We start from the raw sequence: 26,803 nt of genomic DNA on the forward strand, positions 1-26,803 counted from the left end.
TGGATGGCCGGCGAGCAGGCCCGCGCCGCCCGCCGGGCCGCCGACGACGCCCTCGCCCACGAGATCACCGCCTTGCACATCGCCTCCCGGTGCACCTACGGGGTGCCGCGCATCCATGCTGAACTGCGCAGGCTGGACCGGCCGGTCAACCGCAAGCGAGTGGAACGGATCATGCGTGAGCGCGACATCACCGGGGTCACCCGGCGCAAGCGCCGGTCGCTGACCCGTCCGGCGAAGAAGGCGGTGCCCGCTCACGACCTGATCGGCCGCGACTTCACGGCCGCCGCCCCGGGGCGGAAACTGGTCGGTGACATCACCTACATCCCCACCGACGAGGGCTGGCTGTATCTGGCGACCTGGCTGGACCTGGCGACACGCGAGATTGTCGGCTACTCGATGGCCGACCACCACCGCGCATCCCTGGTGGTCGACGCATTGACGATGGCCGCCGGCCGCAGTGACCTCCAGCCCGGCTGCATCGTGCACTCGGACCGCGGAGCGGAGTACACCGCTGACGAACTCCGCCGGGAAGTAGACCGGTTGGGGCTGCGGCAGAGCATGGGACGAACCGGCTCGTGCTACGACAATGCCGCCGCCGAGAGCTTCTTCGCGCTACTGAAAGCGGAAATCGGCACCCGCCGCTGGCCCGACCGGACCACTGCCCGCGCTGAGATCTTCACCTTCATCGAGACCTTCTATAACCGCAAGCGGTTGCGGAGGCATCCAGTCTGGGGCTACCTCACCCCGCTGGAGACCCGGCAGCGACACGAGCAAGAACACGCCCTCGCAGCGTAAGCATCGAGTGTCCAGCATCACGGGGAAACTTCAGTCCTACTCGGTCGGCATGTCGGTCACCGAAGCGATCCACGAACACGTGCTGAAGATTCCCGCATCGGCCTGGACCCCGGCCGTCGAGACCGACGGTGAGGCCCGTGACGGGGCCTGGGTCGCCGAGCTCACCGGCAAGCTCCTGGACGGCTGGCCCAAGGGCATGCGACTGATCGTCCGAAAGGAACGACCCCATCCCGGCGCCCAGTTGAGGATCACAGACGCGGACGGCATGCGGATCACGTGCTTCGCGACCAACACCCCTGACCGGACGATCGCCGAACTCAAGCTCCGTCACCGGCTGCGGGCCCGCGCTGAGGACCGGATCCGGGCCGCGCGGGCCACCGGCCTGCGCAACCTGCCCTTCACACCACAGCCCAGAACAAGGTCTGGCTCGAGATCGTCCAGATCGCTCTCGACCTGCTGGCCTGGATGCCCATGCTCGCCCTCACCGGCAAGGCACGGCTCTGGGAACCCCGCCGCCTGCGATTCCGCCTGTTCTCCGCAGCCGCCCAGCTCGTCACCGCCGGCCGGCGCAGGATTCTCCGCCTCACCCAGCACTGGCCCTGGACCGGCGAGATCACCGCCGCCCTCGAACGACTCGCGCTCCTGCCCAACCCCGGCTGACGAACAACGCCCACCGCTCCGACGACAACATCACCCGCCCCGGGCAGTGGAACCCGGCGCCCACCCGACGCGACAGCCGGGCCGCCAGCGTGCCCACCGTCAGCTCCGGAAAGCGAAAGGGTCCACCGACTCCGTCGGCGGGCCCTCACGAAAGATCGAGGCTAACGATTTCGACGGCTCATGACCAGTACGGTGATGACACCGAGAACTCCTCCGATGATCAAAGCAGTGACAAGGGTTGTACCCATTCCTTCTCCTGTCCCGTTCGCTCCTCCTGGCTAGGAGATGAACTCTCCCCAGGTGTAGTCGACGGCCCCTGTCGCCAGTCCGCCATAACCACCTATGGCTGCACCAGCGAGGCATCCGCCCCCGGCTCCTACGGGCCCCGCGATAAGCCCCGTTACAGCACCCGTTACACAACCACCCACCGCACCCGCAAGGGCAGCGCCAGCTGCCTTCAGGGAGAAGTCCTCTAGACTCCAGAGCCCCGCAGGGTCAGTTCGGTTGACGGGGTCGCCACCGGCGTACAGGTAGGGGTTCTTCTCCTGGCCGGACGGGTCGGGCTGGGTGAAGCGGCCGAGCGACGGGTCGTAGTAGCGGTGCCCCATCTTGTACAGCCCGGTCGGGTCCAGGTACGTGCCCGCGTAGCGGTGCGGCTGGGGGACGGCCTCGGTGGTGGTGCCGCGAGGCAGGCCGGTGGGGCCGTAGGCGTAGGTGTGGGTGCGTTTGCCGGTGGCGTCGACGAGGCCGAGGACGTTGCCGGTGGCGTCGGTGAGGTAGTAGTAGGACTTCCCCCCAGTCGTCATGGAGTTCAGGGTGCCCGCCGGTTCGCGGATGAATCCGGTGTCGACGCCGTTCGTCGTCGTGGACGCCAGACCGAGCGCGGTGTGGTGGAACCAGGTCGAACCCAGCTTGGTGCGCTCGGAGTTGTCCGTGCCCGAATGGACCAGGTCGTAGGTCTTGCCACCCGCGGTGATGCCGGAGAGCTGGCTGTAGTCCGTCCACGCTGCGTTCGTGCGGGCGGTGGCGCTGGCGCTGGCGCCGGCGGTTTCGTTGCCGAGCTTGTCGTAGGACCAGCCCGTGGTGGAGCCGTTCTTGCCGGTCAGCTCGCTCGCGTCGTCGTAGGTGTAGGTGGTGCCGCCGGGGCAGGCGTTCTTGCTGCCGTCCTGGGAGGTGAGGTTGCCGGCCTTGTCCCAGCAGTACAGCCACGACGCCTTGCGCGCGCCTGCGGAGTCGGATTCCAGGGCGTAGCGCAGGCGGTCCTGGGAGTCGTAGTCGTAGGTGGTTTTGTACTTGGTGAGGTTGTCTGTGCGGGTGCGGATTTTGGTGGTGTCCTTGCCCGCGGTGTTCTTGTAGCTGTAGGCCAGGTCGATCAGTGTGGTCGTGCCCGAGGTGGTCTTGATGCCTTCGGGGCGGCCGTTGTCGTCAATGTCGACGGCTTGGGTGGTGCCGCCGGGGTAGACGGTCTTGGTGCGCTTGTCGTTGTCGTTGTAGTCGAAGTCGGTCTTCTTGCCGTCCGGGGCGGTCAGGTAGTCCAGGCGGCCGGCCTTGTCCCAGGTGTAGTCGGTCTTGCCGGTCGGGTCGGTGTAGTAGTCGACTTCACCGCCCGGGGTGTAGGCCAGCGCCGTCTGGGCGCCGTTTTGCAGGGTGCGGACACGTTCACGGTTGAGCTTGTCGTAGTCCCAGCCCGTGGTGCCGGAGGCGTCCGTGCGGGATTTGACGTTGCCGTCGCCGTCGTAGGAGTAGGTGACCGTGACGTTGGTGGAGGACACCTTCGTCACACGGTCACGGTTGTCGTAGCCGTAGACCGTCTTGATGCCGCGTCCGTCGGTGACGGTCTCCACCCGGCCCAGCGCGTCGTAGGTGTAGGTCGTCGTGCCCAGCGGCGCGGGCGGGGTGACGGTCTTGAGGTTGCCCTTGGCGTCGTAGGTGAACGAGGTGACCTTGCCGTTGCCGTCTTTGGCGGTGCAGCGCTGGCCCTCGAAGCCGCCGCAGGTCGGGGTGTCCTTGTTATAGGTGTACTCGCGGGTGCCGCCGGCCGTTCCGGAGGTGGTCACCGACATCGTGTTGCCGTTGGTGTCGTACTTGAAAGTGTCCTTGCGGCCGTCCGCGCTGGTGAAGTCGTTGGGCAGATCGGTGCCGGCGACGGTCTGGTACGCCGTCACAGAAGCCGTTGCTCCGAGCGGGAGCTTCTGGGAGAGGGCGTTGTTGCGGCCGTCCCAGCCGTAGGTGGTGGTGTTGCCGCCCGTGCCGTCCGCTCCCGTGCCCATCGCGTCGGTCGCGGTCTGCAGCAGGTGGTTGGTGTACTTGGCGTGGCGGGAGTGGCCGAGCGGGTCGGTGACCTTGGTGACCTCACCGTCGGCGTTGTGCAGGTACTTCGTGGCGTCGCCGTCGGGATCGGTGACCGTGGTGGTTCCCGCGTCGGAGGGGGTCGCGGCCGTGTAGTCGTAGCGCCAGGTCGGACCGATGTGACCGGTGCTCGTCACCTCGGTGGCCCGCTGCATCGACCTGACGCGGTTGTGGGCGTCGTAGGTGAACAGCGTGACGGTGCCCTCTGAGGTGGTCACCTTGGTCAGGCGGCGGGAGGAGTCGTACGCGTAGGCCGTGGCCTTGCCGTTGGTGCCGGTGACCTTGGCCAGGTTGCCCGCCGGGTCCAGGTCGAACACGGCCGTGCGGCCCGTGTGGTCCTTGGCCTGCCACTGGCTGGCGTCCGTCTTCACCAGGTCGATCCAGCGCCCCGAGCGGGTCTCGGTCAGCTTGAAGCCCTTGTGCTCGCCGCCCTCGTCGTGCTGGTCGACGGTGATCGTGCCGTCGTTCTTGTCCGTGACCTTGGTCAGCGTGCCGTGCTCGTCGTAGGTGTCCTTCGAGCCCGACTTGCGGTCGGTCAGGGTGTAGGTGCCGTCCGCGTTCTTCTTCAGGTCCTTGGAGTAGCCCGTCGGCGTGGTGTAACCGCCGGCGGAAGTCTCCTTGAACCGCAGCGTGTTGCCGGTGGCGTCGAAGACGATCACCTCCCCGTCACCGACCTGGAGGTAGCGCTCGTAGGCCTGCCACCAGCGCTGTGACACCTTCCCCCACGGCGCTTCGAGGGAGTTGTACGTCCGGGTGAGCTGGAGCTTTTGGCCAACACCGGCGATGTCGAAGTCGGTCGCGGCGAGCATCAGGTTGCCGTTGGAGACGTTCACCCGTGCCACCAGCGCATCATTCAGACGCGTGTCGATGATCCGGTGCCAGGGCACCTCGCCCTGACCCTCCGGGGTGTAGGGCGTGGCCTCAGCGGCGGCCGCCGCGCGGGACGCGGCTCCCTCGGTTTTCCCGCCGGCGGCCCGAGCCTTCTGCGCCGCCCGCCAAGCTGCGACTTCGGCGGACGGCTTGGCCTCAGCCTCCGAGCCCGGCGCTTTGACCGACCCGGCCGGCGTCGCGGGAGCCTCGACCTTGGTCGGCTTCGTCCACGGACTCTCCGGCTCCGGCAGCTCCGGCTTCGGAGCCGCCGCCAGACCAGGCGCTGCGGCGATCACCACGGCAGCCGTGGTGATCGCCGCGACGAGAGCGGTTCTGTGTGTTCTCCGAGCACGCCGAAACGACGTGCTTCCAGCACGTAAATGCATCAGCTTCCCCCCACAGGAAGTCAGACAGACAGTCAGAACCGGTGACCCACACGGTCACCTCGGCCACACAAGCTGTCACGAGACGCACACAAACCGACGAGCCGTGCCCCGCAACATCCGTCTCATGCGGGCCGGAATCAGCCCCACCACTTCAACTGGGCGAATGCGGACACTGTGGAGTAACCCGTCACCACTCAAAGGGGGAATTGCCTATTCCGTTACCAATCCAGGCGGGCACACTGACCGAAATCCTTCGACTGCATCTCAATCAGCGCATCTCGTACCACTATTGACTACTTTTCGATCAAGCTCAGACCTAGGCCGGGATATGCACAGAGAGCGCTTACCAGCCCTGGAGCGCGAACCCACACCGGCACAACTTGTCTCAGAGCCAGCGCGCAGCCGACCGGGTTGCTGGGGGCACAGCTTCACTCCATGCACACTTACGGCGTCCGGCACCTTCCACGCCCTGTGAAGGACTCCCCCGCGATGAGTGAACCGGGCAGCCCCCTGCCCTCTTGCCGCACCACCCCCGCCTCCGACCGGCTCACCCGAGGAGTCCAGGCCGCTGGACGCCTCACATGCTGGAGCCTGGCCACCGGCATGGCCACAGCCGCCGCCGACCTGGTCCTCGACCCACAGGCCACCTGGTGGACCTCGCTATGGCCCATCCCCTGGTACCTCACCAGCCTGTCCATCCCACTCTGGGGAGTCCTACGTGCCTGCGAGAAGGCCGCTCAGCAATCCAGCCAAGACGCGCCGGGCGGGTGTCATTGTCCGGTGCGGTGTTCAACGGGCCCGCGACCCTCTCGTTCGTGGCGCGCCGTCTGGAGTGCTGGCGAACCCGCTGGTTGTCCACGGCCGAGGTGCGCCTGCGCTACACCAGCGTCGACTTCGCCCACGCGGTCTTCGAGTACCCCCTCACCATCGCCGCGGAGGCCGACCCCTTCGTGATCCCCACCGGGGAGCATCTGGAGGAAGGCGACCTCGCTCACGCGCCTGACGCCGCGGTGCGGATGGTTTCGCTGCGCCGGGTGGACGCCGCGCATCTGGTCCTCGCCGACGTCGACCTGTCGGGGTGCCTGTTCACCGGGACGGTGCACCTGGACCAGGTGCGCCTGGAGGGCGACTGTTCCTTTGACACGGTCCCGCCCGGCACGCACTGGCGGCGCGGGCGACCGGCACGCTTCACCGAGCGCCGCACCCTCGCCGAGGAACATCACTGGCGCGCGAAGCAGCCGGACACCGTCCCGGGCTGGAACGTGGCGGTGCTCGGCGCCGGGCGGGCCGGGCCGGCGCAGCTGGCGCCGGTGTACCGGGCGCTGCGCAAGGCGTTTGAGGACGGCAAGAACGAGCCGGGGGCGGCGGACATCTACTACGGCGAGATGGAGATGCGCCGCCACGACCGCACCACCACCTCCCGGGCCGAACGCGGACTGCTGCACGCCTACTGGATGCTGTCCGGCTATGGCCTGCGCGCTCTGCGGGCCCTGGGCTGGCTCGCCGTGACCATGCTGATCACCCTCGTGCTCCTGATGGGCATCGGGCTCCCGAAGGACGACCCGAAGCAGGAGGCGACCGGCACCGTGCCGTCCGGCGGAGGCAGGGTCACCTTCGAGATCGACAAGAGCGACCCGCAGAACCCTACCGCGGACAGATGGACGGGCAAACGGTTCGAGAAGGCGCTGAACGTCACGCTCAACTCGGTCGTCTTCCGCTCCAGCGGGCAGGACCTGACCACCGCCGGCACCTACCTCGAGATGACCTCCCGCCTCGTGGAACCCGCTCTCCTCGCCCTTGCCGTCCTCGCCGTCCGCGGACGGATCAAACGCTGACAGCCCTACCCGGCCGACGGAGTCCTGTGAACGGATCGACCGAACCGTCGGCTACGTGCCTTACTTGCCTGCGCCGTTGCTCGTGCTCCTGAACTGCGCAGCAACCCTTCGACCCCTAGATAACCGAGGAGGTGGGCTGGCGCGTGGTCCTCCACACCGACGAGGACGGCTGGCAGGACGAGCTGAGCGGATGAATCCGAGCGTTTTCACCTCACCCTGCCCGCCGGCGGCCGGACGCTGATGACCGGCTGGTGGGTCAAGGCCCGGCGGTCGAGTGGCAACCACAGGCCGCAGGACCGCCCGCGAGGCCGACAAGCCGCCGTTTTCAGCTCAGAGACGTTGGCCGCCTGGGGGGCGGTACGGCCCGCAGCAGCTCCCACAGCGGCCGTGAGCCCGACGCCCACGCGGCCAGCGTCTGGCGGTCCACCACATGCAGCCGCTGCTGTTTGGCGAAGTCCACGGCCGGCGCGGTCACCCTGCCGTTTGTCACGATCACCGCGACGTCCGCCCCGTGCACCGGACGGGCCGTCCCGTTGAGCACCTGAAGATCCGGCGTGCCCACCGCCGAGCCTCGAGCGCCGTGGCGGCGGTGCTTGCACTGGATGACCCAGCGCCGCCCGAGCGGATCCGTGGCTTACACGTCCGCGCCCAGGTCACCGCCCCCGCCGACCCGCTGCGCGTCCCGGCAGCCGTCGCGGCGCATCAGGTCCCGGACCGCCTCCTCGAATTTGGCGTGATGCAGCGCGTCCAGTTCGGGCAGCCCGTAGCGCAGGCCTTGCGCGCGGACGGCCTCCCAGCGTGCCTGCTGCTGCCGGTTGTAGAGCCAGCCGACGCCCGCCAGCACGGCGAGCACCATGGCTATGAGGAGTACCCACCAGTGGGCCAGCAGCCATCATTCCGATGCGGGCAGTCAGTACACGTCTTTCGCGTTCACCGCGCATCTCCTGGAGGCCGGCATCGACGCCTCGGTCGGCACCGTCGGTGATGCCCTGGACAACGCGCTCATGGAGTCCCAAATCGGCCTCTACAAAGCAGAGCTGATCAAGCCCCGTCGGCCCTGGCACGGACTCGCCGATGTCGAACTCGGCACCGCGGAATGGGTCGACTGGTTCAACAACCACCGGCTCCACAGCGCTATCGGAAACCTCCCACCCCACGAATACGAGACCAACCACTACGCTCAACACCAGCCCCAACCGGCGGCTGGAGTCAACGCATAGAGCCTCCACCGATCCCGGAGCGGTTCACCATGCGCTGGAAGACCGCCCTGAACGCCTTCGACATCACCTTCGACGGCCGACTCTCCACAGCCCGTCAGTCACCCCAACCACCCTCGTTACACCGCTCATTTGACAAACCCTCGCCCGTACACCAACCACCACCCCTTCTAGCGTCAACTGATCCACTCTATGAACGTCGGTGCCCCCCACGAGGTGGCCGGTTCTACTGATTCCCGCAACACCCTGGAGTTCAGGGAGTTGCGGGGTCGTGGATTTTGAGGTGCTGAAGGCGAGGTTCTTCGAGGCACTGGACCGGGAGGACGGCAGCATCACCGATGCCGCTCGCGCAGCCGGTGTGAACCGCAATACGGCGTTCGGGTGGGCCCGTCGGGCCGGTGTCCGCGGTCGCGGCAAGCCCGGCACCTCCGGGCATCCCGGTCGGGCGGAGTGCGAGCGGCTGCGTGCGGCCGGAGTCCGACGCCGCGATGCCGCCGCGCAGGCCGGCGTCCACGAGCGCACCGCCCAGGACTGGGACCAGGGCATCCGGCAGATCGGCCATTCGCGACTGCGCGCTGACGGTCGCCTGATCGACTATAAGACCGGTGTGACCACCATCGGCGCCAGCGCAGCCCAGCCGTCCCTTGCGGCGGTCGACGCGCGGCTGCACTCCCGGTTCCTGAACGTGACCGAGCGGGAGACGATCGCTGACATGCACCGGGCCGGCCACTCACTGCGGGCAATCGGACGGGCTCTGGGGCGACCGGCGTCCACGATCAAGCGGGAGATCGACGCCCGGGCGGTCGACGGCGTCTACCGGCCGCACCGGGCCCAGCGGGCCTGGGCCGAGAGCCGGTCACGGCCCAAGGCCTCGAAGCTCGCCGCGGACGGTCCGCTGCGTCGATACGTTGAGGACAAGCTGCGCGAACGCTGGTCCCCGGAGCAGATCAGTCACGCTGTGGTCATCGAGTCCCCCGACGACGAGAGCATGCGGGTGAGTCCGGAGACGATCTACCAGGCCATCTACGTCCAGGCCCGAGGCGGCCTGCGCCGCGAGATCGCGGTCGCACTGCGCAGCGGTCGCACCCACCGCAAGCCTCGCCGCAGCCCGGAGCAGCGCACCCGCCGATTCGTCGACGAGATGGTGATGATCTCCGAGCGTCCTGCCGAGGTGGAGGACCGGGCGGTTCCCGGCCACTGGGAAGGCGATCTGATCGTCGGCCCCCGAAGCGACAGCGCGATCGTGACCCTGGTCGAGCGCTCCACCCGCTACGTGATGCTCGGGCATCTGGCCGGCGGGCACACCGCCGAGGAGGTCCGCGACGTGCTGGTACCGCTGATCCAGACCCTGCCCGAGCACCTGCGCGGCTCACTGACCTGGGACCAGGGCTGCGAGATGGCCTCGCACAAGCAGTTCACCGTGGCCACGGGAGTACCGGTCTACTTCTGTGATCCGCACTCTCCTTGGCAGCGCGGGTCGAATGAGAACACCAACGGCCTGCTGCGGCAGTACTTTCCCAAGGGCACCGACCTGTCCGTGCACAGCGCCGAAGACCTCGAACACGTCGCCCAGCAACTCAATGGCCGACCACGCAAAACGCTCGGCTGGAGAACCCCAGCCGAGCGCCTGCGTGATCTACTGACGGCCACGTAAGCCATCAGGTGTTGCGAGGACCCCGAGAATCCGCCAGGTCTCGTGGGGGGGGGACCGACGTTCGGCCCTGTTGCCGTCAGCGTTGCCGTCACACGCCGATCCAAGTCCTTCTACGCGTCTCCGCCTGCATCAGAAATCGGCAGGTTGAAAAACTGATATACGGCTACTCGCTGACCTTCCACAGAAGTCACCTGCCACGGTTCAGCCGCGGCGAAGATGTCGACAATCTCTTTCTCTTCGGCGGACCGGGAGAGGACTGCGGCAAAGCGGCCATTATCCATCTGTTGCTGCATTCCAGATGGAAAGACGTCTGGTCGCGCCCCTTGGCAGCAAAGCAGGAGATCTTCCTTCTCTAGGTCAGTTCGAGCGCTCAAGAGACACTTGAACAGATTCGACTCAGAGAAGGACTGCCAGTCTCCGCCTGAGAACTTCATCCTCAAGCCCGCCCCTTCCCTATCAAGGATTTCGAATGAGACTGGAACGACTGCGGATCCTCGTCCTACAGCCAGCAGTTCAACCGATTCCATGCCTCACTCCCGATAGTTCGGATTTGGGATCCACTCTCCTGTTGTTTCGTGCCAACACCCACGAATGTGACACGAATCGATGGCGCGCGGAACGGCTATCTCCGACTCGTTTGCGTGCACATTTCCAGGGATCCTCTTGTTCACGTCAATCCCTCCAGATGCGCCTCTGGAGTCGATCACGTAAGTGTGACCCTTCCGGCTCAACGCGTGAGACTTCGAGGTGGTCGTCGACACGAATCCAGAGTCGGGGGTATAGACCCCGGAGACACCCGCTACGTGCTCTTCTAGATTCATATTGTCTCCCTTGGGTGCGAATCCTCCATCGAAGATTTCGCTGGGATCCCGGGTGTCGCTGCGATACACGTCCCCACAGTTGTGAACGAGTACCGGCGTGGCGCCGGCCAGGACATAGTACGCGTGGATGTCCGTGACCGTCAGGTCATGCGTGCGCTGCCGCTTGTCGAAGTGACGGTTAGCCGTCAGCTCGACCGTGTCCCCGGACGGGGTGCGCAGCTTCATGCCAGGGTCGAGGTCGCCGGCCTTGATCCACGCCCGCTCGGACTCCACCCAGAACGGATGGGTCGTCGTGGCGATCAGTGCCTGCTTTTTGCCCGAGGTGGTCTTCACCGTGAGGTCGGAGAAGTGCTTGTCGTCCTCGGTGACAATGGTGCCCGCGACCTCACGGACCGCCGCCTTGCCGGTCTTCGCGTCGGTCGTGACGACCTTGTCGCCGAGCTTTACCCTCTCGATCGGCTTGGTACCGCCGCCGGCCAGCAGTACCTTCGTGCCGGGCAGGAAACTGTGGCAGCCCGATTCTTCTGGCTTTTTCTTCTTTAGTGCCTCCGCCGCTTTCTTCCTGGCGTCCGCCAGTTTGTCCGTGGCCTTGGCCAGCCCGGCTCTCGCCTTGCCGACCGCCTTATTGGCCTTCCACAGGTCCCGGGCCCCACCGATCAGGTCCCCGACCAGGCCTGTCACACGCTTTGCGAGCCTGATGCCCTTCGACCAGTTCCACGGCGTGCCGTACTTGGCGAGGATCTTGCCCGCCAGGCCGCCCGCGAAGCTGCCGGCGATGTTGAGCAGGGTTTCGCCGCAGGACCCGACGTCCCCGCTGGAGATGCAGTCGAGGGCCGCGTCCACGCCCAGGATGTCCCGGACGATCTTGACCAGGGCCTTGCCGGCGGACTTGATGCGCTGCTTGGCGGAGGACTGCTGATTCTGAGCCGCCGCCAGGTCCGCGGATGCCTTGCTGTGGTCGGACTGAGCGTCGGCGACCTTCTTCGGCGTGTTGGTGACGGGCAGTCCTCCACGGCACTCGATCAGCCCCTCCCAGCACTCCGGAAGGGCCATGCCGCTGGGGTCGGCGTGCGTGACCGGTGAGTTGTTCGCGTAGGCGTAGCCGTTGATCTGTTGTGGCTGCGTGTACTCGATGATCGGGTCGACCGATATGAATTTTCCGATCACCGGGTCGTACTCGCGCGCCCCCAGGTGGGTCAGGCCGGTCGAGGCGTCGATGGTGCCGCCGACGTAGCCCTTCTCACCCGGCCAGGTGCCGGTCTTCTCGCCGCGCTCGACGCCGTAGGGGTCGAAGCGGCGCTGGCTGATCGCGCCGGTCGCAGCGTCGATCGCCACCTCGCCCGTGCCGTGGTGGTCCGAGGCGACATAGGACAGTTTGGCCGCGGTGCGGACCGCGACGGTCTGGCCGGCGAAGTCGTAGTAGCGAGTGGCTTCCTTCTTCGTGCCGTCGGCCGACAGCTTCAGCTCGGTGCCGGGCAGGTAGACGGTGGTACCGGTCGGGTCCTTGCGGACGAGCCGGTTGCCGGAGCCGTCGTAGATGTAGCTCGTCTGCGAGCCGTTCGCCTCGGTGACCTCACTGACCTTGCCGGTGTCTGTCCAGGTCAGCGACTGGGCGTTGCCCCCGATGGTGCGCTTGGTGGTGTTGCCCGCGTCGTCGTACTCGTACGTCGACTGCCTGTCCCCGGTCGGGGTCCTCTCGGTGACCTTGGTGAGCTGGTGCGGGCCGTCGCCCAGGGCGCCCGCGGTGCCGTACTCGTAGCTGCGGGTGATGTTCTTCGCAGCGTCGAGGCCGGTGTCATGGAGCGTCTCCGTGATGCGGTTGCCGATCGCGTCGGTCTCGTACGACTTCCAGTACGGGGCCGGGCCACCGAGCGGGCTCGATCCGGGCGCCGCGTCGCAGGCAGCCGGTCCGGTGCCGTCCACCGGGGTGGTGGAGCCACGGGTGCCAGTGCCGCCTGCGGTCGTCGCGGTGGCTGCCGGGGTCCAGGCATCCTTCAGGCGCTGCCGGTTGTCGTACGCGAAGCACTGCATGTCCGGTGAGGCGGAGTTGGCGGTGTCCGCGATGGACAGGACGTTGCCCGCCTGGTCGTAGGAGTACTTGGAGTCCTTCGCCGGTGCGGTGGCGCCGTAGACGTCGACGACTGAGCGGGTCAGTCGGTCGGTGCCTGTCTCGTAGCTGAAGGTCTGCCAGACCTTCTTGCCGCTGCCCGAATACAGCTCCAGCTGCTGGAGCTGGCTGCCTCGCGAGTAGATGGTGTTCGTGACGTAGGACGTGGAGCCCGTCATCGTCGTGGGGCGCTGCAGGGCGTCGTACGTATAGGTCAGTGCCTCCGCCGGCAGGTCGCCGATGGCGGGCAGGCCGGTGCTCTGGACGGTGCCGTCACGGTTGTACGTGGTGCTGAAGACGTACGTGCCGGCCAGGGAGCCCTGAGAAGCGGGGACCTGGTAGGCCGTCTTCAGCGGGCGGTAGAACTCGTCCATCGACTGGACGGCGGTGGCAAAGTACTCCGTCGGCGAGACGTAGTTCAGGAAGCCGTAGGCCTGGCCCAACCAGCCTGCCTTGTCGTACCTGGTCTCCGTCAGCTTCGTTCCGGTGGTGGGGTCGCCCTGCCAGGTCGTGGCCACGCGGCTGAGCTTGTCGTAGACCGTGGAGATCTTCTTGTTCCGGCCGTCGTACGAGGCGACCGGCCGGTCCAGCTCGTCGTACTCTGTGCGCGAGGTGCCCGCGTCGGGGTCGACCGACTTGGTCTTGCGCCCCAGCTGGTCGTACTCGTACCGCCACACGTTGCCCTTGGCGTCGGTGACCGTCTCCAGCAGACCGCGCGTGTTGTACGCGTACTTGGTCGAGTCGTACGGCACACCCGCACCCGGCGCGGAGCCCCGGTAGTGGCGGATCTCCGAGACGTTGCCCTGGCCGTCGGTGATCGTGGTCGTGGGCACACCGCCGGCCGGCGGGTCGACGTGGGTCAGCTCGCCGTCGTACGTCGTCGTCGTGCGCCACTGCTCGGCGCCGCTGACCGCGAAGATCTGGGCTGTGTTGCGGCCCAGTCCGTCGTACTCCAGCAGGCTCTGCGCGCCGACCTGACTGTTGCTGACAGGCATTAGCTCGTCGGAAGGGGCGCCTGCCGCGTTGTACGTCGAGTTGGTCTTTTTGAGGTTGCCGGTGCCGTCGTAGAACGTGTCGGCGACCATGCTCGTGCCGCCCGGGCCCTCGGTCTGGATCTGCCGAGGGCGCAGCAGGCTGTCGTACAGCTGGTACTCGGCGCCGTAGGAGCCGTCGTTCTCGATCTTCTCGGTTTTGATCGAGGTGACCTTGTCCTTGCGGACGTTGTACGAGTACTTGATGCTCGGCGTTTGGGTCTTCGCCCGGTCCGCGAGCCATACCGAGGTCAGACGGCCAAGGGCGTCGTAGGCGAGGTCCGTCCGCTTGCCGTTCGGGTCGGTCTGGCCGGCCGACATACCCCAGGCTGGGGCGTAGTCGGTGGTGGTGACGTGGCCGAGGGCGTTGGTGACGGTGGTCTTCGTCAGCAGGCCGTTGGTCTCGGTGTAGGTGGTCTTCGTCTCGTCCGTCGTGCCGTACTGCTTGGCGTCCTTCTGGGACAGCGGGCGACCGTACGAGTCGTAGGTCGTCGTACCCGTGACCTGATACGTCGGCGCTGTGCCGTTGTGGGACGTCAGGCGCTCGGTCTTGGTCGCGTCCCCCTTGGTGGGGGCCGCGTCGTACGCGCCGCCGTCGTAGGACGTGCGCTCGTCCGCCAGGACCTGCGTCTTGTAGTCCGGGGTGACGGAGCACTTCACCGCCACCGACTCGCTGCGGGACGGCAGCGACAGGATGTTCTCCGTGGTGTTGTCCGCATACCAGGTGCGAGTGCAGGAGTCGTCCTTGGTGGTGGAGACGTCGCCCAGGTCCTCGACCCGGGTGACGCGGCCGCCCTTCGCGGTGTCGTATGTCGTGGTGGACTGTGTCTCCCGCCAGGTCCCGTCGGACTTCAGCTGGAAGCCTCGGCCGGTCTGGGTGCGCACGATCGCCGCGCGGGTGGTGCCCCAGCTGCGGGCCTGGGTGGCGGTGTAGTGCTTGAACGGAGTCGCGATGGTCTTGGAGACCAGCTTGCCGCCGTCGTATGTCGCCGCCTCCAGCTGGTGGCCGGTGAACTCCTCGTCGTCGTCGTACGTGGCGCCCGTGGAGTCCTTGACCGTTACCGAGCGGGTACCGCCGGCTGGGCTCGCGTCGCCGTTCATGCCCTGCATGAAGGTGTAGTCGATACGGGTCGTCTGCTTGTCGGCGGTGCCGCTGGTGACGGTGACCTTGCCGTAGCCCTGCCAGCCGCCCCAGGTAAGGTACTTGGCATCGGTGATGCCGTCCGGCTTCGCCTTGCGCCAGGCCGCGTCGCCCTGGTAGTCGTAGCGGGTGACCATGCCGTCGCTGCCGCCGGTACGGTCGGTCTCTATGACCGACGACACGACGTACTTGTGGAACCAGTCGGTGATCGGCTCCAGGTAGCCGGGCGGGGACCACTTCACCGGGTAACAGCGCTTGGTTGACTCACCCGGCTGGGGCAGGGCCGCCTTGGTGCAGTCAGTGGGCGCGTAGTTGACATCGAGCTGGGCGCCCGTCTCGCTGAGAACCACCGAAAGGCGGAAGCGGCGGAACGGCGCGATGTTGTCGCCGACCGCGTCGACGCGGTTGTCGAGCTGCTCGCCGAAGAGGTCGACGGACGGCAGCTTCACCGCCGTACCGGCGCGGCCCTCGTGTTCGATCTTCGACAGCCACAGGGTCTTGGAGTCGTCGCCGTTGTCGGTGAACAGGTGCGTGAAGGTCCAGGCGTCCACGTCCTGGTAGGTCGTGGCGTCCTTGCGCATCTGTGTGACGACGGACGTCAGCCGCTTGGTGGTCCAGAACGTCTGGACGGGCGAGGTGCACTTGGTGCTCGCCTTGCACTCCTGGTCGACCGGGACGTCCGGCCAGTGGGCGGCGTTCGCCTTGGTGCGCTTGCTTTCAGCACAATCGAAGTCGGCGGTGGGCAGGCAGCGTTCGGCGACGTTGAAGGCGATCCGGGCCGGTGCCTTGGCCGCGTAGACCTGGCCGTCTCGCTGGCCGTAGTCGATGCGCTTGAGGTAGCCGCCGCGGTGGTACGCGGTGCCGTTGACGTCCGTCTTCCCGTTCAGCGCGTAGTAGTTGGTCTCGCGCTCGTAGAAGTAAGACATCACATTGCCGTGGGTGTCCTTGACATAGTCCAGGCTCCAGCGCCAGGCCTGCTGGCAGTGGGCGCTGGTGAAGGTGGCGTTGTAGCAGGGCTCACCGGAGTCGTCGCCGAAGACCGGGGCGGTCCAGACGGAGTTGGTCTCCTCGTTGCCCGTGGCCCAGCCTGGCAGGCGGTTCAGGCCGAAGTAGTACTCGGTGCCGTCGGATGTCGTGATCTTCCAGTGCTCGCCCTTGTCGTCGGCGCTGCCGTCGTCGCCGTTGGTGGCGCCGGGCAGTCGCTCCACCTTAGAGCCGTCGTCGGACGACATATGCCACTTGCCGGTGACGTCGTCCTTGACCAGCTCGCCGGCCGAGCCGTTGAGCATGACCGTGGCGTTGTGGAACGCCCAGCACTGCTCACCGGAGTTGGCGTGCCCGTCCTCGGAGCAGGGCTTGTAGCGACGCTCGATGTATCCGGGGTCGTAGGAGAAGCCCTCACCGATCCAGGAACCCTGGTTGTTGGTGGCCGAGGTGCGGCCGTCCGCCGACTGGGAGGAGTAGCCGAGGCCCACGGTGGGGACCAGGCCGCCCGGGGTCGGGACGGAGCGCAGCGGGTAGTTCCAGTTGAACGCGCCGGAGGAGGTGGCGACGCTCCAGCTGGCCGACGGGGACAGAGCGGTCGCCTTGTAGGTGCCCTGAGCGCTGGACGGGCCCGCCGCGACCGCCAGGAGCGAAGTCGACTCGCCCGCCATCGTGGAGACGCCCTCAGTGGAGGCCGGGGCGGCTGTCACGTCGGCCGAGACAGTGCCCGCCCGTACATCATTCACCGTCGGCAGCACCTTTGGCTGCTGCGGGCACTTCTTGCTGCCGGGGCTCGCGTACGCGGCGCACGCGGGCAGCTGGACCAGGCGCAGCCGGGAGGCGTAGGAGCCGCCGTAGCCCTCGGCGAAGTCGGAGTAGTCGACGGTAAGGCGCACCTTGGCGGCCTTGTTGCCGTCGTCGGCCCGCTCAACACCGAGGAGGACGTCGGCGCCGAGCTTCGCGGCGCGGGCGGGGTCGAGGACGTCGACCTGCACCTCGGTGGGCGCGGACTTCGCAGCCTTGGCGTTCTTTGGCTTCAGCACCTTCACCGGCAGGCCGCCCGCTTCCGCGGTGGCCCCCAGCTTCACTTCGGCGCCGCCCTGCTTGGGCCAGGACGCCCTGTCGAGGCCCTTGACCGCGGCTTTGCGGGCCGGGTCTGCGGGCCGGGGCTTGGACTTGGCGTCGCGTCTCTTGACGGGATCGCCGTCGTCCTGGACGCCGGGGCGGCTGGTGCGGCCCCGGGCGCCGTCGTCGAGCACCACTGCCTGGACGGTCGACGCGGACAGTGCGAGGGAAAGCCCTATCACTGTCGCGACAACCGTCTGTCTCGGCATGCGGCGGCTCAGTGAGCGGCCACGAAACATGCGGTCGGTTCCCTTTCGGAGGAGAACGTCATGGATTGGAGGGAAAAAGCGGTGGGGGACGGGTGTGCCGGGTCCCAGAAGCCCGGCACACCTCAAGATGCGACGGTCTGTCACATGTCCGGCACGGCCATCAGTGCGGCCATCTGCTGCACCGCGATCAGGTCGGCGGCACCGCTGTAGACGCGGATCTCGTCGAGGGCGCCGGCGAAGTACTCGCTCGCCCCGCGCAGCGAACGGCCCACCTGCAGCCCGCCGGTGGCGGGCCACAGGGTGTTCTCCTTGCCGTAGGCGCCTGCCACGAGCTGGCCCTCGACGTAGAGCCGGATCGAGTTGGCGAAGGCGTCATAGACGACCGCCAGGTGCTGGCCGGAGCCTCCGGTGTCGGGCAGTTCCTGGTTGTCGGTGAAGGTGACGACCTCGGCGGTCGACGAGTCCGACTTCCTCACCGCCAGCTCCCACTGCTGGGTGGCTGCCTGGTAGCGGACCTGGACGCGGTTGGCATTGGCACCTGGCAGGGACAGCACCGTCTGCGACTTGACCGGGTCCAGCGAAGTGAGCTGGGCGCGGGCGGAGATCGTGAAGCTGCTGTTGCCGGTGACCGGGGCCGTCGTGGTCGACGCGTAGTCCCCGTCGCCGTCCAGGACCAGGTTGCCGTCGCCCACCAGGGCGGCGGTGTCGAACAGCGGGTCGGCTGGGCGGTAGATGGAGGCGTTGCCCGCGAGGGTCAGCGCCTGCCCGCCGCCGGTCTCGGCGGAGGCACCAGCGTCAGCGGAGTCGAGCTGCCAGTAGCCCTTGCGCACCGGCTTGATGGTCATCAGCTCGGCGACCTGGGTCGCCGGCAGGACCCGGTCGAAGACACGGACCTCGGCGAGGTCTCCGGCGAAGTGGTCGCGGTAGCCGCTCTTGGCCGTCGCACGTCCGATTTGCAGCGGACCGTACGACTTCCAAGTGGAGCGGCGGCCGGCGCTGCCTTTCAGGTCCTTATTGACGTACAGCTGCAGCTGCGGACCGCCGCTCTTCTGGGCGTCGTACACGCCCGTCAGCAGCACCCACTGGTCCTTGACCGCGGACACCCCGGTGGAGAGGGCCTTCCACTCGCCCAGCGAGTCGACGTCGTTGACCGGGACGGCGAACTTCCAGGTCTGCGCGGACGCGTCGTACCCCAGGGTGAAGGCGGGCTCACCGGTGCCGTCCTGGCTGATCACCGTCATGTTCCGGTCCAGCGCGGTGGGCCGCACCCACGCACTCACGCTGAAGCTCTTGGACGTGTCGAGCACCGTCTCGCTGGTGTCCAGCCAGGCGTCGGCGGTGCCGTCGAAGCGGGCCGCCTTGTCGACCTTGCCGCCGGGGCCGTCCACACCGAAAGTGACGGCGGTACCGGCCGTGGCCGAGAAGTCGCCGCTCTCGTCGTGCGCTTCCGTGTTGCCGGCCTTGTCGGCGAGGTTCCACTGGGCGCGGACCGGCGTGCCCTCGCTGACCAGAAAGTGATATGGGGTGCTGCTGGCGTGGTTGGCCTTGTCGACGGCGATCACCTCGAGCACGTGCCGTCCGGGCCGGGTCGGCATCCACTCCGTGGAGACCGAGCCGCCCGGCGTGCTGGGAAGGAGGTCCTTCAGGGCGGCGCCGTCAAAGGAGTACTGGTACTTGACGACGTCGGAGTCCGGGATGGTGTCGTTCGGGTTGGGCGAGAAGGTGAAGGTGCCGTAGGTTCCCACGCCGTCGTGGTAGACGGTCTCCGACGGGTACTGCGGGGAGTTCACCAGCGGCTTGCCCGGCCAGCTACCGTCGTAGATGAACTCGCAGCGCTGAGCGGTGTCACCCTCCCAGCTCCACGGGCCAAAGTAGCCATCACCGTCGGTGGCGCGTGCGCTCCAGTAGATGACGGTGTTCTCCGGGATCGACGAGCTGACGGTGTGTTCGAACTTGGTGCTGGTGGTCGGCGACAGCCATTCCTTCGTCAGATACGTGTAGGACTTGGCCGTGTTCGTGTTGGGGTCGGTCCACTCCACCTTGAACTCGACCTTGACCTTGTCGGTCTGGCCGTTGCCGTGGTCGGGGTCGCTGGCGATGGCCTGCAGCTTCGGCCGCTGGTCGACGTACGCGCGGCCCGAACCCCAACGGCACAGGCCTCCGGGGTCGGTGTACATGTCCGCCGTCCTGATCTTCCGCGGCAGGTTGTTGTACTTGATCGACAGGTACGCGTTGCCGCAGATCCGCTTCCACTCGGCGAGTCGGGTCTCGTCGGCCGCGCGCAGGCCCAGCGTCATCGCATTCCAGCCGCCAGCGGCGGCCGACTGGATCTCGTTGGTCAGCTCGCCGGTCGTACCACCCTCGAAGTGCAGGTTGGCCTGGCTGGAGCAGGAGGTCGGGGAGATCGCCTTGTCGACGGTCTGCAGATGGTCCACCCAATCGTCCGAGGTGTTGGACCAGTTGCTGGACGAGGTGAGCGAGTAGTCCTTGCCGCCGATCCGGTACAGGCGGATGGGCTCGGCGGTCGGCGTGGCGCTGTAGATATGCTCCACCCGAGCCGAGAAGGTCGCCTCGATGATCTGCTTCCCCTTGTAGTAGGAGAGCGGCATCGTGAACATCAGGCGGCGCACGCCGACGCCGTTGCAGGAGACCGGGTTGTAGTCGGTGGGGCACTTGCCGACGCCGGCGCTGCCCGAGTACTTCCAGTCCTGCTCGCTCGGCATGCCGGACATGATGCCGGTCCAGGAGGTGCGGGAGGTGGTGCGCTGGATCGGGTCGATGACGACCGGGAAGACGGTGTCCTTGCCGTTGAGGAGCTTCTGGTCAGGGAGCAGGCTCAGCTTCCCCTTGCCGACCTCGACGCCGAGCGGGGAGACTCGTCCGCCGCCGCCCGGGCCTTCGAGGGCGGGCTCGGGCGCCGTTTCGGCCTGCGGACCGGGCGTCGCGCTTTCCTGAGCACCGGCCGCAACGGAACTCAGGGCCTTCACCACGGCCTTGGGGCCCTGCTTGCGGGCGGCGGCCTCTGCCACGGCGGCCGAGTCCCACATCGCGGGTTCGCCCGCTTGGAAGACGGTGCCGCCGACGACGGCGTCCTCGGCCACGATGGCCCCGGCGCCGTCCTCGGTGACCTTCAAACCCTTCGTGGTCATGCCCAAGTCGATCCTGGCCAACCGCTTGTCGGCCGCCGCCTCCGGCGTCTTGACGACCACCAGATGGCCGAAGCCGTCGGCTTCGGCCCGGACGGTGAGGTCCACGCCGGGCAGGGCGTCGACGTAGGTGGCGGTGTCGCCCTCGACGCGGGGCGCGGGCAGTTTGCCGTACGGCCAGGTAAGGGCGAACTCACGGCCCGCCCGCTGCATCGTCACGAACGGCTTTCCTGCCTGCCCGGCGGAGAAGCTCAGGCCCACGGTGGCGGCCTTCGGCACCCAGTTGCCGTCGGCCCGCTTCGCCAACGTCGCGTCGATGCCGACCCACTTGCCGTCGCGGACCGTACGGACGGGCTCGGTGTACTCACGGGCCGTGAAGGTGCCGTCGGGCTCGGCGAAGATCTCACGGCGCTCGGTGCGCAGCCCGACGACCTCGGTCTTCTTGCCGCTCTCCTTCGCGACGGCGAGGGCCTGCTGCTCGGACTGCATCGGCTGGTCGGCAGCCACCGGCGCCTGGCTCTGCGCCGGGATGCCACCTCCGCCCGGGAGGACCGCCGCCCCGGCCACCACCGCGCCGGTGACGGCCGCCGCCACGGCGGCACGAAGCACCATGCCTCGCCGTATCGGTCTGTGTCTGTCTGCGGACACGCGTCCACGCTCCACTTGTCTCACGTCTGTCTCAGAAGTCGGGTCGCCGGATCGCCTGGCCCGGCGATGTTGAGCTTTGCGATTGACGGGTCGTCAGCGGACAGTGACCCCGAAGGCGACGCCGCCCGCCGGAATACCGCCCTCGCCGGGCTTGAAGGTCTGCGTCGGCGCACCGCCCGAGGCCACGTTCCACGGGAAGCCGTAGACCGCCCGGCCCTCGGCCGGGCCGTAGGGCACGCCCACGTAAAGCAGTGAGGAAGTGGCGCCCAGAGCAAGGCCGGTGAGCATGCGCGGTGCGGGTGCGGACGGGATGCCGTATGCGGGGTCGATCGAGACGTCGGAGGCACCGGGCGCGCCGACGAGCGGGATGACGTGGACGCCGCCCTCGTCCGGGAACTCCTCGGTCGTCTCCTCGCCGGGCACGCCGATCGCGACTCGGGTGGTCGTGGCGGTGGAGGTCGCGTTCGGGGAGGTGTTGGCGGCGGCGAGCCGCTTGCCGAAAAGGTCGCCGGCCTCTGCCGCGCCGTCCACGTCCGCGGTGTTCTGATCGATCCAGGCGGTCTCGGTGAAGGTACCGCTCGCCGTGAGCCGGAAGACCTGGACGGCGCCCGCGTCGACGGTGGTCTTCAGGTCCTCGCCCGGAACGCCGACCGCGAGCAGCGACTCGGTGGTGGACGTGGCGCCGGAAGGCCGGTACGGGACCATGGAGAGTGCGGTGCCGAACTGGTCGCCGGCCTCTTCGCCCCCGGTGATCGCGTCCTGGTCCTGCCCGAGTCCGCCGAGTGGCTTCGGGTAGCCGGAGGTCAGCGTGTGGTTGAACCAGGCCACGCCGCCGGCGAAGGTCTTGGTGCCGAGAGCCTCGCCGGGTGTGCCGACCGCGAAGTGGGTCGGGGTCGCGGCGAGCGCGCCACCGAAGCGGTCGTCCTGCTCCACCACGCCGGGGACGGCGCCACCGGTCTCGGTGTCCTGGTTGACGCCGACGACCGTTTGCGCGGTGCCGCTCACGTAGTAGAAGGTGCCCGCGTCCTCGACGGTGCCGATCGACTCACCAGGGGCACCGACCAGCAGGTAGGGCGTGCCGCCCGAAGTCTTCCCGGCCGCGACCGCGTAGCCGACCCAGTCGTCGGCCTCCGCAGTGCCACCCAGAGGCTTGTCGCTGCCCTGGTAGATCTCCTTCACGGCTTTGCCGCCGGCATTCAGCCCGCTCGTGGAGCCGTAAATCACCTGCACGCCGCCGGCGTCGGGCACAGTGCCGATGTCCTCGTACGGAGAACCGACCACCAGGTCGCTGCAGCCGTCGAGGTCGGCGTCGTAGACAGCCAGCGCATGACTGTACTGGTCGCCAGCCTCGGGGACGCCCGGTATGCCGTCCGTGGCCTGCGAGAGCGTGAAGGTGCCTTTGCCGCCGCCGTAGACGACATGCACCACCCCCGCCTTCTGCACGCCGTCGACGCTTGCCTCCGGGTCGGCGATCGCCGTGTCGCTGACGCCGTCGCCGTTGAAGTCCGAGCCGGTCCCTGACGGGCACGCGACGGCGGCTGCGGCGGGTGTACCGCCGGTTGCACCCCCCAATGTAAGCAGTGCCCCTGCCAGAACAATGGCGGCACTACGCCGCCACGCTTTCCCCACCCTTGACACACACACCCCTGGCCATAAAGAGAAGATAAAGAAGGCCAGTGGATCATCCCTTTACTGGAAGGGCACCTGCAATACACGTCTCGCCACTCAGAGCTATGACAAAGATCACAGCAGCCTGCGTCTCACCCGTAAGGCACTACACAGCCCTGCCCGGCAGCGCCTCCCTCACCAGCGAGACCCGCGCCTAGGCCACCACCGACGGCAAGGCCGAGGGCTGAGCAAAGACCCCTACTTGATCGCCCCCCAAGCCGCCCCAAGCACAGCACTACCTACGCTGACCTGGAGACCTCCGCGCCGCTTCGCCCCGGCACGCACGGCAGTAGCACTGACAGTTCAGTAACCACAACTCACAGCGGCCACAGCCCGCCCGGCCGAGGCGCATCGCCCATCCAGCCGGCGATGTGACCCCGACCTGAGCTCACCCTCCATCGGGTAGCCACCTCGCGGGCACAGGCTGGTCATGATATCTTCGCACTCCTTTTGGCACCTCCCCCGCAAAATGGCACCACACGGCATCCGACCAGCCGAGAATTCATGTCATTCAGAAAACGGGGCGTGCCCCGCATCTTTTGGAGAGCGTGACGATGGCTGCCCCAGCCGTTACGGTAATTGTCGCCGCGTACAATGCGATGCCTTATCTGACGCGTTGCATTACGTCTGTCGCCGAGCAAAGCATCGGCCAGGACGAGCTGGAGATCAACGTCGTCGACGACGGCTCAACCGACGGGACAGCCAAGGAACTTGCACGCTTGGCTGACGTGTACCCCGGGTTGATCAACATTTTCACACAGGAGAACTCCGGCGGCCCCTCGGCACCTCGTAACGCCGGCCTCGACCACGCCCGCGGACGGTTCGTGTTCTTCCTGGACGCCGATGATTACCTGGGCCCGGAAGCCCTTGAGCGCATGGTGGCCATGGCCGAGACCAACGGCACTGACATCGTGCTCGGCAAGATGGTGGGTGTGGGTGGACGCGCGGCCCCTGCCTCGATGTTCCGGCGCGACCAGCCGAAGACCGATGTCTTCTCGTCCCGTATCTACTGGACGCTCAACCCCATGAAGCTCTTCCGCCGGGAACTGCTGGAGCGCCACGGCCTGCGCTTCCCCGCGGACCTGTCCATCGGCGAGGACCAACTCTTCGTGGGACCCGCCTACCTCCACGCGTCGGGCGTCTCCGTACTGGCCTCCTACGACTGCCTTTACTGGGTACAGCGCGAAGACGAGGGCAACATCACCCTGCGGACGGGCGGAACCGAGCCCCGGCTGAAGTTCCTGCCACGCATGATCGACATGATCCTCGAGAACGTGCCGCCCGGCCCCGGTCGCGACCACCTGGCGCACCGGCACCTCACCGTCGAGGTTCAGCAACTCCTCAACCACCTGGTTCAAGAGCACCGCCCCCAGCAGGAGAAGCTCCTCGCCCGCCTCGCCGAGACCATCGCCCCGCTGTGGCACGAGGGCATGAACGACCGACTCTCGGCGATGGCCCGGCTGCGGCTGCACCTCGTACGGCATGAGATGCTCGACGAACTCCTCTCACTCCTGCAGTTCGAGAAGGAACTCGCCCGGAGCGAGGTCTCCACCCCAGTCATCGTCGACGGCGGCCGCGCCCTCGCCCGTTACCCCTTCCTCCGCGATCCCGACCGCGCCATCCCCGACAGCTGCTACGACGTCACCGCACAACTCGGCGTCCGCCACCGGGTCACCCGCGCCGGGCTGCACGGCACCACGCTGCACCTCGTCGGCCACGGCTACCTCCACCGCGTCGCCACGGAAGACGTCACCACGGAACTCGTCCTGCGCGAGCGCGACAGCAAGGCGGAGTTCCGGCTGCCGGTCACGCACACCACGACGCACGGGCTCGGGGCCGACGAGGACCAGGGGCACTACACCTACGAGAAGGCCGGCTTCGAGGCTGCCGTCGACATCACCACAGCCGCCGACGGCAGCCCGCTCAGGGACGGACTGTGGGACATCTCCCTCGCCATCGGCGCCCAGGGCGTCACCCGGGAAGTCCGCATCGGCAGCAAGCGGGCGGCCGACGTGTCCGGCAAAGCCGCCACACACGTCGTGGGCACTGCTGAGGGCCCACGTGCCGCCACCCTCTACACCACCCACCCGCACGGCAACTTCACGCTCGACCTCGGCGAGCAGAAGTACGCCGTACTGCCCAATCTCAACCTGCACGACACCGTCCGGTGGGCCCCTGGCGCCCCCACCGAGCTGGAGTTCACCGGCCGCTGCACCCTCACCGCACACCCCGAGGGCGCTCTCGCCGCGACCCTCCGCAACGACCAGGGAGACAGCGCCACCTTCCCCGCTTCGACCACCGGTGATGCCTTCGTCGTACGCATCCCTGTCACCGAACTCCCCGCCGGTACCTGGCATGGGGAACTCCGGCTCGGCAACTGGGTGCTGCCCCTCCCAGAGCTCCCCAACAACCTCATCGCTGCGAAGTGGCGCCGCCGCGCCCTGCCCTGGTACGCCAAGCCTGCCCCGAACAGCAAGGACAGCTTCGCCCTGCAGGTCTCCAAGACCGACCTCATCGGGGCGGTGACTCGGCGCCTCAAATCCTGACCGAGGAACGGCGGCCCGCGCCCGTCACCAAGGTCCCGGGACAGCACAGGTGTTCTTCCCGGGAGGTTGTGGACGGTGAGGCAGGTCTCCGCTGAGGGATCTTGAACAGGTGAGGGCCTTCCGGTTCGGCGTGGATTGCGACGTCTACACCAACAGAAAGGCCCTCGTGCCTCACCGTAATGCACCCCTGACCGAGACCGGACGACTGCGTCTGGCCCGCTGCGTGGTCGAGGACGACTGGCCCCTGCGCCGGGCTGCCGAACGCTTCCAGGTCTCGCCGACCACTGCCCGGCGCTGGGCCGACCGCTACCGGACGTTCGGCGAAGCAGGCATGAGCGACCGCTCCAGTTGCCCGCGCATCCGCCCGCGCAGGACGCCGACCCGCACCGAGCGGCGCCTCATCAAAGTCCGTGTCCTGCGCCGCTGGGGACCGGCCCGCATCGCGCACCTGCTGCGGCTGGTGCCCTCGACCGTGCACCGTGTGCTGACCCGCTATGGCATGGCCCGCCTCACACACCTGGACCGGGCCACCGGCCGTGTCATACGCCGCTACGAACGTGAACGTCCCGGCGAGCTGGTGCACGTGGACATCAAGAAGCTCGGCAACATCCCCGACGGCGGCGGGCACAAGGTGCTGGGCCGCCAAGCGGGCCGCAAGACCCGCTCGAACGCCGGCTACAGCTACCTCCACACCGCCGTCGACGACCACTCCCGCCTTGCCTACAGCGAGATCCACGCGGATGAGAAGCCCGGCATCACCGTCGAACGTGTCCTGACCGACAACGGCTCCTGCTACCGCTCACGCGACTGGCGCGACTTGCTCACCGCCGCCGGCATCGCCCACAAGCGCACCCGGCCCTACCGGCCGCAGACCAACGGCAAGGTCGAACGCTTCAACCGCACCCTGCTCGACGAATGGGCCTACGCCCGGCCCTACCCCTCGGAGACCGCACGACGCGAAGCGTTCCCCGGCTGGCTGCACACCTACAATCACCACCGCGGACACACCGGGCTGAAAGGCCAACCACCTGCCAGCCGCGTTCCTAACCTCCCAGGGCAATACAGCTAGGGCGGAGAGTGGACGGCCGCCGCGGCTTACGTCTCGTGCAGGGCATACTTGCTCGACGTGCTGTTAGCCAAAGGGGGAAAGCGACCTTGTCCAGCGATAATACGGTCGTCGGCCTTGTTCTCGTCGGGGTGTGCAACCTGGTATTGGCTCTCAACACCTGGTCCCGCCGAGGACTGTGGGATACGGACCGAGACCTGATGCCGAAGTGGGTTGCGCTGATGAACGGCAGGGCCGCACTGAACTACCAACTCGTGGCAGCTGTGTTCCTCTTCGGACTTGCGATCGTCCTCGCCTAGTACTGCAACGGTGCTTGCTGTGACTGATGGCCAGGTCGGTCGTTGGTGTGGTCGTGGGTGGGGACCTTGCTGATGTCAGGCTGTGGGCTCGGGAACTCGATGCTTTGCATGAGCGGTTCGTGCACCGTTTCAGCAGGTCGGAGCCTCGGGGGTCGGCACTGGCTTATCTGCGGGGGCTGATCGCTCCGCTGCAACGCAAGAATGGCTGGACGCTCGCGGAGGAGGCCGGCCACTCGGGCCCGGACC

General features: G+C 67.5%; 10 protein-coding genes and 4 pseudogenes. 8 read left to right on the top strand and 6 right to left on the bottom strand.

From position 1 onward, the window contains the following. The coding region (locus tag ACWD1U_RS36760) for an IS3 family transposase (protein WP_451113708.1) at positions 1 to 795 on the top strand (795 nt) is incomplete at its 5' end. Between the two features lie 22 nt (positions 796 to 817). Further along, a pseudogene (locus ACWD1U_RS36765) lies at positions 818 to 1,455 on the top strand (transposase); the annotation flags it as partial. A gap of 278 nt (positions 1,456 to 1,733) precedes the next feature. On the opposite strand, the gene ACWD1U_RS36770 reads toward ACWD1U_RS36765, so the two are convergent. Continuing rightward, positions 1,734 to 4,973 carry an RHS repeat-associated core domain-containing protein gene (locus ACWD1U_RS36770; RefSeq protein WP_451113709.1) on the bottom strand — a complete coding sequence of 1,080 codons (3,240 nt, stop codon included), beginning with the start codon at positions 4,971 to 4,973 and terminating at the stop codon, positions 1,734 to 1,736. A 902-nt stretch (positions 4,974 to 5,875) separates the two neighbouring features. Here ACWD1U_RS36770 and ACWD1U_RS36775 point away from each other — a divergent pair. Next, the gene (locus tag ACWD1U_RS36775) at positions 5,876 to 6,895 is read left to right on the top strand and encodes a pentapeptide repeat-containing protein (protein ID WP_451113710.1); all 1,020 of its coding nucleotides are present in this window, start codon (positions 5,876 to 5,878) and stop codon (positions 6,893 to 6,895) included. Between the two features lie 325 nt (positions 6,896 to 7,220). Here ACWD1U_RS36775 and ACWD1U_RS36780 read toward each other — a convergent pair. Continuing rightward, positions 7,221 to 7,784: pseudogene (locus ACWD1U_RS36780) on the bottom strand (restriction endonuclease). A gap of 1 nt (position 7,785) precedes the next feature. Here ACWD1U_RS36780 and ACWD1U_RS36785 point away from each other — a divergent pair. Together ACWD1U_RS36785 and ACWD1U_RS36790 are read left to right on the top strand one after the other, a co-directional pair. Next, a pseudogene (locus ACWD1U_RS36785) lies at positions 7,786 to 8,115 on the top strand (integrase core domain-containing protein); the annotation flags it as partial. Positions 8,116 to 8,572: 457 nt separating this feature from the next. After that, a complete protein-coding gene (locus ACWD1U_RS36790; protein ID WP_451113717.1) occupies positions 8,573 to 9,766 on the top strand; it encodes an IS30 family transposase in 1,194 nt (397 codons plus the stop codon). 110 nt (positions 9,767 to 9,876) lie between these two features. Here ACWD1U_RS36790 and ACWD1U_RS36795 read toward each other — a convergent pair whose 3' ends face one another. The 4 genes from ACWD1U_RS36795 to ACWD1U_RS36810 form a co-directional block, all read right to left on the bottom strand. Next, complete coding sequence (locus ACWD1U_RS36795; RefSeq protein ID WP_451113711.1) at positions 9,877 to 10,293, bottom strand: hypothetical protein; 417 nt, start codon at positions 10,291 to 10,293, stop codon at positions 9,877 to 9,879. A gap of 3 nt (positions 10,294 to 10,296) precedes the next feature. Continuing rightward, positions 10,297 to 17,157 (bottom strand): polymorphic toxin-type HINT domain-containing protein, encoded by a 6,861-nt coding sequence (locus ACWD1U_RS36800; protein WP_451113712.1) that lies wholly within the window; start codon positions 17,155 to 17,157, stop codon positions 10,297 to 10,299. 167 nt (positions 17,158 to 17,324) lie between these two features. Further along, positions 17,325 to 20,942 carry a LamG domain-containing protein gene (locus ACWD1U_RS36805; protein ID WP_451113713.1) on the bottom strand — a complete coding sequence of 1,206 codons (3,618 nt, stop codon included), beginning with the start codon at positions 20,940 to 20,942 and terminating at the stop codon, positions 17,325 to 17,327. A 129-nt stretch (positions 20,943 to 21,071) separates the two neighbouring features. Continuing rightward, complete coding sequence (locus ACWD1U_RS36810; RefSeq protein ID WP_451113714.1) at positions 21,072 to 22,550, bottom strand: VCBS repeat-containing protein; 1,479 nt, start codon at positions 22,548 to 22,550, stop codon at positions 21,072 to 21,074. 650 nt (positions 22,551 to 23,200) lie between these two features. On the opposite strand from ACWD1U_RS36810, the gene ACWD1U_RS36815 reads away from it, so the two are divergent. The 3 genes and pseudogenes from ACWD1U_RS36815 to ACWD1U_RS36825 all read left to right on the top strand — a co-directional run. After that, entirely contained in the window at positions 23,201 to 25,192 is a 1,992-nt protein-coding gene (locus ACWD1U_RS36815) for a glycosyltransferase family 2 protein (protein WP_451113715.1), read from the top strand. Positions 25,193 to 25,358: 166 nt separating this feature from the next. After that, on the top strand, positions 25,359 to 26,261 hold the full coding sequence (locus ACWD1U_RS36820) for an IS481 family transposase (protein WP_451113716.1): 903 nt from the start codon (positions 25,359 to 25,361) through the stop codon (positions 26,259 to 26,261). 349 nt (positions 26,262 to 26,610) lie between these two features. Further along, positions 26,611 to 26,803: pseudogene (locus ACWD1U_RS36825) on the top strand (IS701 family transposase); the annotation flags it as partial.

The sequence above is a fragment of the Streptomyces sp. NPDC002788 genome (genome assembly GCF_053592115.1).